The following is a 13,321-nucleotide window of genomic DNA, read 5'->3' as shown; positions in this document are numbered from 1 at the left end:
GAAAACAAAACCTAAATATAGGAATTACAGTAATGAAAACTGCTCATGAACTCCGTCCTGGTAACGTGATCATGTTAGATGGCAGCCCATGGGTTGTACTAAAAACTGAAACCACTCGTTCTGGTCGTAACGCGGCAATTGTAAAGCTTAAGCTTAAACATGTTTTACAAGATTCAACCACAGAGTCTACCTTCAAAGGGGAAGACAAAATGGAAGATATCATCCTTGAACGTCTAGATTGTACTTACTCTTACTATGCTGATCCAATGTATGTATTTATGGATTCTGAGTACAACCAATATGACGTAGAAGCTGAAAACCTAGGTGATGCAGCAGCATATATTGTTGACGGTATGGAAGATGTTTGCAGTGTAACCTTCTACGAAGGTAAAGCAATTTCAGTAGAATTACCGATTACCATCGTACGTGAAGTCACTTACACAGAACCTGCTGCACGTGGTGATACGTCAGGTAAAGTAATGAAACCTGCTACCATTACCGGCGGCGGAACCGTGACTGTTGCTGAGTTTGTAAAAAATGGTGACATGATTGAAATTGATACTCGCACTGGTGAGTTTAAAAAGCGCGTGTAATCTATTTCATTGCATTAATTGCAGTAAAAATGCCAGCCATCATTGCTGGCATTTTTTATGTTATAAAATCATGTATTAGCGCACAAAAAGTCCAATAATGGGTGTTTGCTAACCCGAGCAATACCTGAGTATGGCCAATAGCCCACTTGCTTGAAAATATTTAATTATCCCTTTCGATTTCTCCGATTATCCGATATTGTCATTGACTAATCTGTTGATGTATCGAGACAAAAATGCGCCCTATTATAAAATCCAATAAGCTTGATTCCGTTTGTTATGACATTCGTGGCCCTGTTCATAAAGAAGCCCGAAAATTGGAAGATGAAGGTCACCGTATTTTAAAACTCAATATCGGCAATCCCGCACCTTTTGGTTTTGAAGCACCAGAAGAAATTGTCAGAGATGTCATTTTAAACTTACCCAGTGCCCAAGGTTATTGTGAATCAAAAGGGTTATTTTCAGCCCGTAAAGCCATTGTGCAGCATTATCAATCTCATGGCATTCATGGTATTGATATTGAAGATGTCTATATCGGTAATGGAGTGTCTGAACTCATTTGTATGGCATTGCAGGGGTTATTAAATACTTCAGATGAAGTGCTTATCCCTTCTCCTGACTACCCGTTGTGGACTGCAGCGGCCAATTTAGCCGGTGGCAAGGCGGTACATTACCGCTGCGATGAAGAGTCTGATTGGTTCCCTGATTTAGCGGACATTAAAAATAAAATTACCCCACGCACCCGGGGCATTGTCATCATTAATCCCAATAACCCAACGGGGGCTGTTTATAGTAAAGCGTTGCTGTTAGAAGTCATTGAGCTTTGTAGACAGCACGACATTATTTTATTTGCCGATGAAATATACGACAAAATTTTATATGACGAGGCTGAGCATACCCATGCAGCGGCTTTATCAGATGACATTTTAACGGTCACTTTTAATGGTCTTTCTAAAGCTTACCGCGTGGCCGGCTTTCGTGTTGGTTGGATGGTTCTAAGCGGAAATTTGAAATCTGCCACTAATTACATTGAAGGTTTAGATATGCTGGCATCAATGCGTCTATGCTCCAATGTACCTAACCAACATGCAATACAAACTGCGTTAGGTGGATATCAAAGCATTAATGAGTTAATACTTCCACAAGGGCGTTTAGCACTTCAACGTGATGTTTGTTATGACGTATTAAATAGTATTGATGGCGTGAGTGTAAAAAAGCCGAAAGGCGCTATGTATGCCTTCCCCAAATTAGACGCTAAAAAGTTTAACCTCCATGATGATGAACGCTTAGTGTTAGATTTACTCAAGAACCAAAAAATCTTATTAGTTCAAGGGACTGCTTTTAATTGGCCGGAGCCAGATCACCTTCGTGTGGTGTTTCTTCCGCACAAAGAAGATTTACATAAAGCATTGACTCAATTTGGTGAGTTTTTAGATAGTTATCGTCAATAAACCTTAGCGTGACATTCAACAGCATTTGAAACATTAACCATTACCGTATACGTTGATGGTTAATTTTTTAAGTTAAATACTTAGCGTAAGTCTCTTTTTCCTTCCATTTATGTCAGATTAAACATCATATCAATAAGGAAAATTTATTAGTCAATTCTGCCCATTAAACACAAACCAAGTTTTTTTCGTTATCCTTATTCTATATTCTATATTCTATATTCTATAAGCTGTCTAAGCTGTCTAAGCTGTCTAAGCTGTCTAAGCTGTCTAAGCTGTCTAAGCTGTCTAAGCTGTCTAAGCTGTCTAAGCTGTCTAAGCTGTCTAACAGGCATTTGATATTAACAAACATTGCTTTGAAAAATTTTCATCTATTAACATCACAAAGTTTAAAATCTAGGTTATAAATAGATAATTGTAAAATATATACCCGAGAAAAACTCATCTAATGTATACAAAATACCCATCGAATAATTTCATCACACAAAAATAGCTGCCAAAAGCAAGTGTTACATGATTACCCGTAATATTAATCTGCACTCAGTTTCGATAATGCTTGCAAGCTGTTTGTATGTAACAAACAACCGACTTACGGTGAATATTTAGTAAAGCCTATAGGCACTGAGGGCCAGCTAAGGTTATGATAAATAAATGTATCGTGTGTTCTTCGCCCCCACTCAAATCCATGAGTTAATTATCATGAGTTAGTTATAAGGTTTAACATTATGTCAGTGACCCAATTTAATTCTGAGCAACTTAACGTCACTCAAGGTATTAGCGATTCAACGCCGAGCTGGAATGAGCGCATGCATGGTGAAGATAAACTAAGGAGACATGATCACCGTAGTCCGTTCCAACGCGACCGAGCACGTATTCTTCATTCAGCCGCATTCAGGCGCCTACAGGCCAAAACTCAAGTATTAGGTGTCGGCATGAACGATTTTTATCGTACTCGATTAACTCATTCATTAGAAGTCTCACAAATAGGCAATGGCATTAGCGCGCAACTAAAGCGAAAGCATCCAGACCTCGCCCCATTATTAAAATCGAACAGTTTAATTGAAGCATTATGCTTAGCACATGATATTGGCCACCCACCTTTTGGGCACGGTGGAGAAGTCGCATTGAACTATATGATGCGTCATCATGGTGGATTTGAAGGTAACGGCCAAACATTTAGAATTTTAGCTCGCCTAGAACCTTACACAACCCATTGGGGTATGAATTTAACTCGCCGTACATTACTTGGCGTATTAAAGTACCCCGCCACTTTTTCATCTTTATTGATTAAAACACCACATCCAGACATTACTAACTTTAGGCAATTACAACCATCACAATGGCAATCTGTCAAAGGCGTGTACGATGATGACCAATCAATACTAGATTGGGTATTAGCTACACTAAATGACACTGATAAACAGTTATTGCAGACATCTGCGCCAAGTAGCACTATCCCACATTATCCACACCTTAAAACCCAAAATAAGTCGCTAGACTGTTCAGTCATGGAACTTGCTGACGATATTGCCTATGCCGTTCATGATCTTGAAGATGCAATTGTAATGGGCATTGTTAGCCTGTCGCAGTGGCAACAGTATGTTGTTGAACCATTAGCCAAGCTCACCGACCCTTGGCTAATTTATGAAATAAATCGTATTGGCGATAAATTATTTTCTAATGAACATCATTTACGAAAAGATGCAATTGGGACATTGGTCAATGGTTTTGTTACTGCAATCAGCATAAAACAAAATACGGCTTTTACAGACTTACTGCTGCGTTATAACGCAGTTTTAGAAGCGGAGTTTGCACAAACATTAGAGGTGTTGAAGCAATTTGTGTATCGCTTTGTCATAAAAAAGCCTGAAGTCCAAATGCTAGAATTTAAAGGGCAACAAATCGTGATGGAATTATTTGAAGCATTTGCTTGCGATCCACTGAGATTGTTACCCCAAAATACCCAAGTACGTTGGCAAACCGCGCAGACGGAAAACAATAGTGGTATGCGTGTAATTGCAGATTATATTTCTGGTATGACCGATGGGTTTGCTTCGAAATTACACCAACAGCTATTCTCGAGTAAGAATATGGGCTTAGTCGATATCTCGCTAGATAGATAACAACCCAACGTTGACGCAGCAACAAAGCAAGAAGCACTACATCCACTTGAATGCGGTCATTAGTAGCGAAATTGTTACTTAAAAAGGACCAATTATACCCAAGCAAGAGTCAGAATGGGCAGCTTACACATCAATGCTAAAAATAACGCCACTTATTATGCTGCAGAGACAAAAAAGCCGACGTGATGTCGGCCTTTTATGTGGTACGAAATGTTTATAGTGCCGCCAATGCTTGTTGGCATAGTTGAGTAATACGCGACCAGTCTTTAGCTTTAACCGCATCGGTTGGTGCAATCCAGCTCCCCCCAATACAGTCAACATTGCTTAACGCTAAATACGCTTGATAACTGCTAGGGCCAATACCACCAGTAGGACAAAAGCGTATGTCAGCCAATGGGCCAGCAAACGATTTAAGGGCATTCACCCCACCTGAAGCTTCTGCTGGGAAAAATTTAAAATGGGTATAACCTAATTCCATACCCACCATTACCTCAGAAATACTGGCCACACCAGGTATTAAAGGTACTTGACCTTTTTTTGCTGCATGAAGAATATCAACAGTTGAACCTGGAGTAATAATAAATTGAGATCCCGCATCAATCGCTTGCTGTAATTGTGCTTCATTTAAAATAGTACCTGCTCCAACAATAGCTTCTGGCACTTCTTGCACAATTTTAGCAATTGCCGCTAATGCACAAGGGGTGCGTAATGTCACTTCTAAAACACTAATCCCACCTGCTACTAAGGCTTTTGCCAAAGGTACTGCATCATCTAAATCTTCAATCACCATGACTGGTACAATAGGGCTACGTTTGAAAATATCAGCCGGTTGTGTCATCCAATTCGTATTTGACATTAAATTAACTTCCTTAAACTAATTGCTCATCAATGCTGTTAGTACTGCGAGCACCAGTTTCTGGGCTACTAAAGTTACTGCGCAATGCACTAAAGAGCTCACGCCCCATTCCAACACTATTACTTGAAAGATCGAGCGGTTGCGTAACACGTTCGTTTAACTCTTGCTCATCAACAAGCAGGCTTAATTCGCCGGTTAAGGCATCAACACGGATTAAGTCGCCATCTTGAATTTTACCAATTAGTCCACCGCAACTTGCTTCAGGTGTTAAATGAATAGCCGCAGGGACTTTACCTGACGCACCAGACATTCTGCCGTCTGTCACTAATGCCACTTTAAACCCCTTATCTTGTAAAGTACCAAGATATGGCGTGAGTTTATGTAATTCAGGCATACCATTAGCTTTAGGACCTTGACCTTTAACAACGACCACACAGTCTCTATCTAATTGGCCGTCTTTGAATAAAGCATCTAGCTTGTTTTGATCGTCAATCACCACTGCCGGCGATTCAACAAAACGGTTATCCTCTTTAACAGCAGAGACTTTAATTACTGCGCGGCCTAAATTGCCTTTCATTAACTTCAACCCACCATTAGCTTGGAATGGCGTAGCAAAATGCGTTAATACTTCAGTATCTAGGCTATGATTAGGGCCATCTACCCATTGTAGTTCGCCATCAAGAAGTTTCGGTTCTTGGGTATAACGGCGAAGGCCGTTACCTGCAACAGTCTGCACGTCTTCATGCAACAAACCGCCATCAAGTAATTCTTTAATTAATAGCGCCATACCACCGGCGGCATGAAAATGATTTATATCTGCATGACCGTTTGGATATACACGTGCAAGTAACGGCACAGCATCAGAAAGGTCTGAAAAATCATCCCAGTTTACAATAATGCCAGCAGCTCTCGCTGCCGCAACAACGTGCATAGTCAAGTTAGTAGAACCACCAGTTGCGAGTAACGCGACAATACCATTGACAATGGATTTTTCATTGACAACTTCACCAATCGGGGTGTATTGAGTCCCCAGCGCGGTTAAACGACAAACCTGCTTAGCCGCCATTTTATTTAATGCTTCGCGCAGTGGATCATCAGGATTGACAAATGAAGAGCCTGGAAGCTGTAACCCCATCACTTCAAGCAGCAGCTGGTTAGAATTAGCTGTGCCATAAAAAGTACATGTGCCAGCACTGTGATACGATGCCGATTCTGCTTTTAAAAGCTCCTCACGACCAATTTTGCCTTGAGCAAAAAGCTGGCGTATACGTGCTTTCTCCTTATTAGGTATACCTGATTTCATCGGGCCGGCAGGCACAAACAACATGGGCAAATGGCCAAAACTTAATGCCCCTATTAATAAACCTGGCACAATTTTGTCGCAAATACCTAGTAACAACGCGCCATCAAACATGTTGTGCGACAAACCTACCGCGGTCGCCATGGCGATCACTTCACGGCTTAACAGTGACAATTCCATCCCCGTTTGCCCTTGAGTGACACCATCACACATCGCGGGTACGCCAGCTGCAACTTGAGCAACACTGCCGACCTCCGCACAAGCTTGTTTCAGCAGTTCAGGATATGTTTCATACGGCTGGTGCGCTGATAACATGTCATTAAACGCAGTCACAATACCTATATTGGCTTTAGTAAACTGGCGTAATGATTCTTTCTCTACTGGCTGACAAGAAGCAAAACCGTGAGCTAAATTACCGCAGCTTAACGCGCTTCGATGCACCCCTTTTGCTTTGGCATCTTGTAACGCGCTTAAATAGGCGGCTCGTGATTGTTGACTACGAGCAATAATGCGATCAGTGACTTCTTGAACTACTGAATTCATAACTTTTACTCCTTATGCACTATAGAACACATCAACCGGCGTTTGACGTTGGCTCAGTACCGCTCTAATAGGCATTTTATTTTGATCATCACCAGCTAAAGCTTGGTGATATACAGACAGTTTTGATGCGCCAACAAGGTGCAAATAAATTTGTCGACTTGTTAAAATTGCATCTTTAGAAAGCGTGATTCTTGGATGCGGCGCTGTGGTGGGATTAACCGCAGCGCATAAATCTTTAGTTGTTAATGCTTGTTCTAGCTCTTTACTGCACGGAAACCAGGAACAAGTATGGCCGTCAGTGCCCATTCCTAAAATAACAACATCAAACGGGCGCGGGAAATTGGCTAATAATTCTGTGGTCATATCCACGCCCTCTTCAGGGGTAGCAAACATATTTTTTAAGCCACGAAACTTGGCATTAACAGCGCGGTTTTGCAAAAGATTCTCTCTAACTAATCTTTCGTTTGAATCTTTTTCACAAGCGTCAAGCCAACGTTCATCTGCTAAAGTTATGTAGATATCACTCCAATCAATACTTTTTTGACTAAGGAGGTGAAATAGTTTCAATGGTGTAGAACCACCAGAAACGATTAAACTTGCTCGGCCTCGACTATCAACAGCTTCTTGTAATTGGATTGCAATTTTATCGGCCAACGTGGCTTCTAATAAAGCGGGTGATGCAAACTGTTTAAACACGGATTCTTTAATCATGTCAGTTCCTATTCGTCCCACGAACGCCCATCTTTTGTGATCAGAGCAACCGACGCTACCGGGCCCCATGTTCCAGCAGGGTAAGATTTTGGTTGATCACCACTTTTTTCCCAAGATTGAATAATGCCGTCAACCCAAGTCCAAGCTTGCTCAACTTCATCACGGCGAACAAATAACGCTTGATTACCTAACATGGCTTCAAGGAGTAGACGTTCGTACGCATCTGCAATGCGATCATTTTTGAAAGTATCGGAAAAACTTAAATCCAATTTAGTGGTTTGTAAGCGCTGTTGCTGTTCAAGCCCTGGCACCTTATTCATCATTTGAATTTCAACACCTTCATGGGGCTGCAAACGAATGGTTAATTTGTTAGGCGGCAAGTTACGATAGCTGCTGCTATATAAATTATGTGGTGGGTTTTTAAAGTGAACGATGATTTCAGAACTTTTAAATGGCATACGCTTGCCGCTGCGAATATAAAAAGGCACGCCTGCCCAACGCCAGTTATCAATATCAACACGAAGCGCGACAAACGTTTCAGTATTGGAGTGAACATTTGCGCCTTCTTCTTCTAGATAACCTGGAACAGGCGAGCCTTTTAAGTAGCCTGAAGAGTATTGTCCGCGAACGGTATTTTCAAACACATTGGTCTGATTAATAGGCCGCAATGATTTAAGTACTTTAACTTTTTCATCTCGAATGCTGTCAGCATCCAAATTAACTGGTGGATCCATTGCAACCAAAGTTAACACTTGTAATAAATGGTTTTGGATCATGTCTCGCATTTGACCTGCACCATCAAAGTAGCCCCAACGCCCTTCAATGCCCACTTCTTCTGCAACAGAAATCTGTACATGGTCGATAGTACGGTTGTCCCACTTAGATGAAAATAGTGAGTTGGCAAACCGCAATGCAATCAAGTTTTGAACGGTTTCTTTTCCTAAGTAATGGTCAATGCGATAAACCTGCTTTTCGGTAAAGAACTCAGCAACTTGGTCGTTGATCACGTGTGAAGATTCCAGATCTGTACCAATGGGCTTTTCAAGTACAACACGCGTGTCTGGTTTAATTAAATCTTGTGCATGTAAACAACGACAGATATGACCAAATATCGAAGGCGGTGTAGCGAAGTAATTCACCATCACACGTTTATTAGGCTCTAATAACTCATGAAACGCAGCATAACCTTCTGCCTCGGTAAAATTTGTGCCGATATAATGACAGCGGCTCAAAAAACGCGCAACTGTATCATCACAAAGCGGTTCTTTCACAAATGTATTTAATGCTTTTGTGACTAAGGCAATGAATTCCTCAGCAGTAAATGCGTTTTTTGCAACACCAATAATTTTGGTTTCTTTATCTAGAAGATTAGCTTTATCTAGTTGATATAAAGAAGGTAACAGTTTACGTCTTGCCAAATCTCCTTTTGTACCAAATAGTACAAAATCGCATGCTTTAGCACCTAATGACTTACTCATAGTTCAAAGTTCTCCATTAATGTCTTTCGTTTACACCTGTTATCTCTTGGTGAATAAAACCACATTTTGTTGTAATATAACAACAGATAGTGATGATTGCATCTATATTTTTCTTTTTAACCATTGTCATGAAACTGGTCATATCCCCTTAAAATCTGGTATGATTTTTATATATACTCTATTACGTAGTTGTAATTTGATCGTTTTACGACAAAATAATTTTTTATTGACGTCGAATATTAAGTAAATTAACAACTAAATTTTTGTTATCTTTCGTTTTAAAACTCAAAATAATAATTAATTAGTCACTATTTTAGCGGATACATACTTATGAATACCCTCGAAAAGGTACAAAAAAGCCTGACTCAGTTTAGTAAGTCAGAGCGAAAAGTTGCAGAAGTTATTTTGGCCTCCCCACAAACCGCCATTCATTCAAGTATTGCAACTTTGGCTAAAATGGCTGATGTCAGTGAACCCACAGTAAACCGCTTTTGCCGTCGCCTCGATACAAAGGGTTTTCCTGATTTTAAGTTACATTTAGCACAAAGTCTTGCTAATGGTACGCCTTATGTCAGTCGCCATGTAGAAGAAGATGATTCTCCTGATTCTTACACAACAAAAATATTCGAATCTTCAATGGCTTCCCTAGACACCGCCCGTCAAAGTCTCGATCCTGCCGCCATTAATAAAGCTGTCGATGTTTTAACTCAAGCAAAGACCATTTCCTTCTTTGGGTTAGGAGCATCGGCTTCTGTTGCTCATGATGCACAAAACAAATTCTTTCGCTTTAATGTACCTGTAATTTGTTTCGATGATGTATTGATGCAACGTATGAGCTGCATTAATTGTAATGAAGGCGATGTCGTGGTGTTGATTTCACATACCGGTCGCACAAAATCACTGATAGAAATTGCTAAAATAGCACGTGACAATGGTGCTGCTGTCATTGGTATAACCGCTCGCCACTCGCCATTGTCATTAGAGTGTACATTACCTGTTACGATGGAAGTACCAGAAGACACTGACTTATATTTACCGATGGCTTCACGACTTGCACAATTAGTCACTGTTGATGTACTGGCAACGGGTTTTACCCTTCGCCGCGGCCCACGCTTTAGAGACAATTTAAAACGTGTCAAAGAAGTCTTAAAAGAGTCTCGAGTAAATAAAGATCTTACAATTTAGTCAAGGATATGAGTCATTTGATTGTTTTTAAAACGAAAATGGTAATTTTATTTACAGACTGAAGTGGATAAATTGTGTTAACAATTGATTAAAGGCTGAACGACTCTGGGCGTTCGGTCTTTTTTATGTTGATAATTCGTGATAAGTCACAAAAAATCTACATTAATATCCGTGTTTCTGTATGTAATTTTACTACATTTTTAAAAATCTCTGTTATTATAAATCTATCTTAGAAGTACCAAGTTAGTAGCTGTACTTTTAAATCTTATTTTTAATTATCATTAACGGAGTATCACATGTTCCGCAGAACAAAAATCGTTACTACACTCGGCCCTGCAACAGATCGCGATGACAATCTACGTAAAATAATCATTGCTGGCGCAAATGTTGTTCGTATGAACTTTTCACATGGCACACCAGAAGATCATCTACAACGTGCTACTGATGTTCGTAATATTGCTAAAGAACTTGGCAAACATGTTGCTATTTTAGGAGATCTACAAGGTCCTAAAATTCGTGTGTCGACGTTCAAAGACAATAAAAAAATACACCTTAGTATAGGTGATGAATTCATCTTAGATGCTGATCTTGGTAAAGGAGAAGGTAATCAACAGCAAGTAGGTATTGATTATAAAGAACTACCAAGAGATGTGGTTATCGGCGATATTTTAATGCTTGATGACGGTCGTGTTCAATTACGTGTTGAACGTGTTGAAGGCAATAAAGTATTTACCTCAGTGATTGTTGCTGGTCCTTTATCAAACAATAAAGGCATAAACAAACAAGGTGGTGGTCTAACCGCTCCTGCATTAACAGAAAAAGATCGTGCAGACATTAAAACAGCGGCCATGATTAATGTTGATTATTTAGCGGTTTCTTTCCCACGCACTGGCGCAGATTTAGATCTCGCTCGCTCGCTAGCAGAAGAAGCGGGAAGCAAAGCATTGATTGTCGCTAAAGTTGAACGTGCAGAAGCTATTGAGTCTGATGAAGCAATGGACGATGTCATCAATGCGTGTGATGTTGTGATGGTTGCGCGCGGTGATTTAGGTGTTGAAATTGGTGACGCGGCATTAGTTGCAGTGCAAAAACAACTTATTCTACGTGCTCGTCAATTAAATAAAGCAGTTATCACAGCGACTCAAATGATGGAGTCAATGATAACCAGCCCAATGCCAACGCGTGCAGAAGTGATGGATGTTGCAAACGCGGTATTAGATGGGACAGATGCGGTGATGTTATCAGCTGAAACAGCTGCTGGTGATTTCCCTGAAGAAACTGTTAAAGCAATGGCTAATGTTTGTTTGGGCGCTGAAGCACATCCACGTGTTAAAGTATCTAAACACCGTATGGATCAAAGCTTCTCTTCAATTGAAGAAACAATTGCTTTATCTACTATGTATGCAGCTAACCACCTTGAAGGTGTAAAAGCGATTATTTCATTAACTGAGTCTGGCGGCACACCAATCTTAATGTCTCGAATTAGCTCAGCATTACCTATCTTCGCATTATCTCGTCATGAGAAAACATTAGCGAAAATGGCATTATACCGCGGTGTACAACCAATGCATTTTGATTCTACTACCGTTCGTGCTGATGAATTAGCTAAAACCGCATTAAATGCTATGGTTGAAGCTGGCTACTTGAAGTCTGGTGACATGGTATTAATGACCAAAGGTGATGCGATGGAAACTGTCGGTGGCACCAATACTTGTAAAGTATTAGTTGTTGCTTAATCGCACTTTGCATTAAATCTATATTTTTAATGTAACTTTATAGCTTTAATGATTAAAAAAATGCCAAGCACTTAGCTTGGCATTTTTGTATCTGTTAGTGACTAAATTTAACTGGCCATAAATCCGTTGTTTGAAGCTGTTAAGTAGCAATACTTGTTAACTATCCTACACCTAAACATCAGCGTTAAGCTGTTTTACTATTAAAGTAAGTCAATGCAGCAAATTGCGCATTGATGAATAAAGTCTGCTTTGGATAGTTAACTGAGTATCATTAATTAAGCCTCTTTGCCGACATCATTTTGATTGCGACATAGTCGTAAAAAATCAGTGCATTATTCAGGTTTAATCAAATTAAAATGCTCATAGGCTCGCTGGGTAGCAATCCGCCCTCTTGGCGTACGTTGAATAAAACCTTGTTGAATTAAAAATGGCTCTAGTACATCTTCAATGGTTTCTCTATCTTCACCAATGGCTGCAGCTAAATTATCTAAGCCCACTGGGCCGCCCATAAATTTATCTATGATCGCAAGCAATAGTTTTCTATCCAGATAATCAAAACCTTGCATATCAACATCGAGTAAATCTAGGGCTTGTTCAGCGACATCTTTGCTAATCACACCATCATGTTTTACTTCTGCATAATCTCTTACACGGCGTAATAAACGGTTTGCGATCCGCGGGGTTCCACGAGCGCGCCTGGCAATTTCAACACACCCTTCGGCCTCTGTTGGTAACTCCATTACGTTGGCAGAGCGAGCAACAATAGTGGTTAAGTCTTTGACATTATAAAACTCAAGACGCAATGGAATACCGAACCGTGCCCGCAGTGGTGAGGTTAATGCACCAGCGCGAGTCGTTGCGCCAATAAGCGTAAATGGTGGTAAATCAAGTTTAATAGAGCGCGCAGCAGGCCCTTCACCAATCATGATATCAAGTTGGTAATCTTCCATCGCTGGATAAAGGATCTCTTCAACGACTGGACTGAGTCGATGAATTTCATCAATAAATAACACATCGCCTTCTTCAAGGTTAGTCAGCAATGCTGCTAAATCCCCTGCTTTTTCCAGTACTGGCCCTGAAGTCGACTTTATATTTACTCCCATTTCATTAGCAACAATCATCGCTAATGTGGTTTTACCTAAACCAGGAGGGCCAAAAATCAGCATGTGATCGAGTGCTTCTTGGCGTTTTTTAGCAGCCTCAATAAAGATTTTTAATTGCGCACGAGAATCGTCTTGCCCAGTATATTCATCTAGTAATTTAGGGCGCATTGCCCTGTCAATTGATTCATCTTGAGATTGTAATTGCGGCTCAATTAAGCGATCTGCTTCAATCATGTCGACACTCCCTT

11 protein-coding genes are annotated in these 13,321 nt (G+C 40.3%); 5 read left to right on the top strand and 6 right to left on the bottom strand.

Annotated features, from left to right (window positions below):
- Window positions 1–32 precede the first annotated feature (32 nt).
- The gene (efp, locus tag G3R48_RS07850) at window positions 33–593 is read left to right on the top strand and encodes an elongation factor P (protein ID WP_153663571.1); all 561 of its coding nucleotides are present in this window, start codon (window positions 33–35) and stop codon (window positions 591–593) included.
- 233 nt (window positions 594–826) lie between these two features.
- Window positions 827–2,041 carry a pyridoxal phosphate-dependent aminotransferase gene (locus G3R48_RS07845; RefSeq protein WP_153663573.1) on the top strand — a complete coding sequence of 405 codons (1,215 nt, stop codon included), beginning with the start codon at window positions 827–829 and terminating at the stop codon, window positions 2,039–2,041.
- A 220-nt stretch (window positions 2,042–2,261) separates the two neighbouring features.
- Here the strand turns inward: G3R48_RS07845 and G3R48_RS17335 are convergent, their stop codons facing one another.
- The gene (locus G3R48_RS17335) at window positions 2,262–2,390 is read right to left on the bottom strand and encodes a hypothetical protein (RefSeq protein WP_281414535.1); all 129 of its coding nucleotides are present in this window, start codon (window positions 2,388–2,390) and stop codon (window positions 2,262–2,264) included.
- A gap of 454 nt (window positions 2,391–2,844) precedes the next feature.
- Here G3R48_RS17335 and G3R48_RS07840 point away from each other — a divergent pair, with 454 nt between their 5' ends.
- A complete protein-coding gene (locus G3R48_RS07840) occupies window positions 2,845–4,161 on the top strand; it encodes an anti-phage deoxyguanosine triphosphatase (RefSeq protein WP_246504620.1) in 1,317 nt (438 codons plus the stop codon).
- A gap of 214 nt (window positions 4,162–4,375) precedes the next feature.
- On the opposite strand, the gene G3R48_RS07835 is transcribed toward G3R48_RS07840, so the two are convergent.
- From G3R48_RS07835 to zwf, 4 genes are read right to left on the bottom strand one after another with little or no spacing between them, the layout of a single operon-like run.
- On the bottom strand, window positions 4,376–5,017 hold the full coding sequence (locus G3R48_RS07835; protein ID WP_153663577.1) for a bifunctional 4-hydroxy-2-oxoglutarate aldolase/2-dehydro-3-deoxy-phosphogluconate aldolase: 642 nt from the start codon (window positions 5,015–5,017) through the stop codon (window positions 4,376–4,378).
- 13 nt (window positions 5,018–5,030) lie between these two features.
- Complete coding sequence (gene edd / locus G3R48_RS07830) at window positions 5,031–6,860, bottom strand: phosphogluconate dehydratase (protein WP_153663579.1); 1,830 nt, start codon at window positions 6,858–6,860, stop codon at window positions 5,031–5,033.
- A gap of 12 nt (window positions 6,861–6,872) precedes the next feature.
- Window positions 6,873–7,571 (bottom strand): 6-phosphogluconolactonase, encoded by a 699-nt coding sequence (gene pgl, locus G3R48_RS07825; RefSeq protein ID WP_153663581.1) that lies wholly within the window; start codon window positions 7,569–7,571, stop codon window positions 6,873–6,875.
- Between the two features lie 8 nt (window positions 7,572–7,579).
- Window positions 7,580–9,049, bottom strand: coding sequence for a glucose-6-phosphate dehydrogenase (gene zwf, locus G3R48_RS07820; protein WP_153663583.1), 1,470 nt, complete (start codon window positions 9,047–9,049; stop codon window positions 7,580–7,582).
- Between the two features lie 330 nt (window positions 9,050–9,379).
- Here zwf and G3R48_RS07815 point away from each other — a divergent pair, with 330 nt between their 5' ends.
- Complete coding sequence (locus G3R48_RS07815) at window positions 9,380–10,234, top strand: MurR/RpiR family transcriptional regulator (protein WP_153663585.1); 855 nt, start codon at window positions 9,380–9,382, stop codon at window positions 10,232–10,234.
- 296 nt (window positions 10,235–10,530) lie between these two features.
- The gene (gene pyk, locus G3R48_RS07810) at window positions 10,531–11,970 is read left to right on the top strand and encodes a pyruvate kinase (RefSeq protein ID WP_153663587.1); all 1,440 of its coding nucleotides are present in this window, start codon (window positions 10,531–10,533) and stop codon (window positions 11,968–11,970) included.
- A 332-nt stretch (window positions 11,971–12,302) separates the two neighbouring features.
- Here the strand turns inward: pyk and ruvB are convergent, their stop codons facing one another.
- Window positions 12,303–13,307 (bottom strand): Holliday junction branch migration DNA helicase RuvB, encoded by a 1,005-nt coding sequence (gene ruvB, locus G3R48_RS07805; protein ID WP_153663589.1) that lies wholly within the window; start codon window positions 13,305–13,307, stop codon window positions 12,303–12,305.
- Between the last annotated feature and the right edge of the window lie 14 nt (window positions 13,308–13,321).

The organism is Shewanella intestini (assembly GCF_018221465.1).
In the GTDB taxonomy this organism is placed as follows: Bacteria; Pseudomonadota; Gammaproteobacteria; order Enterobacterales; family Shewanellaceae; genus Shewanella; species Shewanella intestini.
This window is presented reverse-complemented; position numbering and strand designations above follow the sequence as displayed.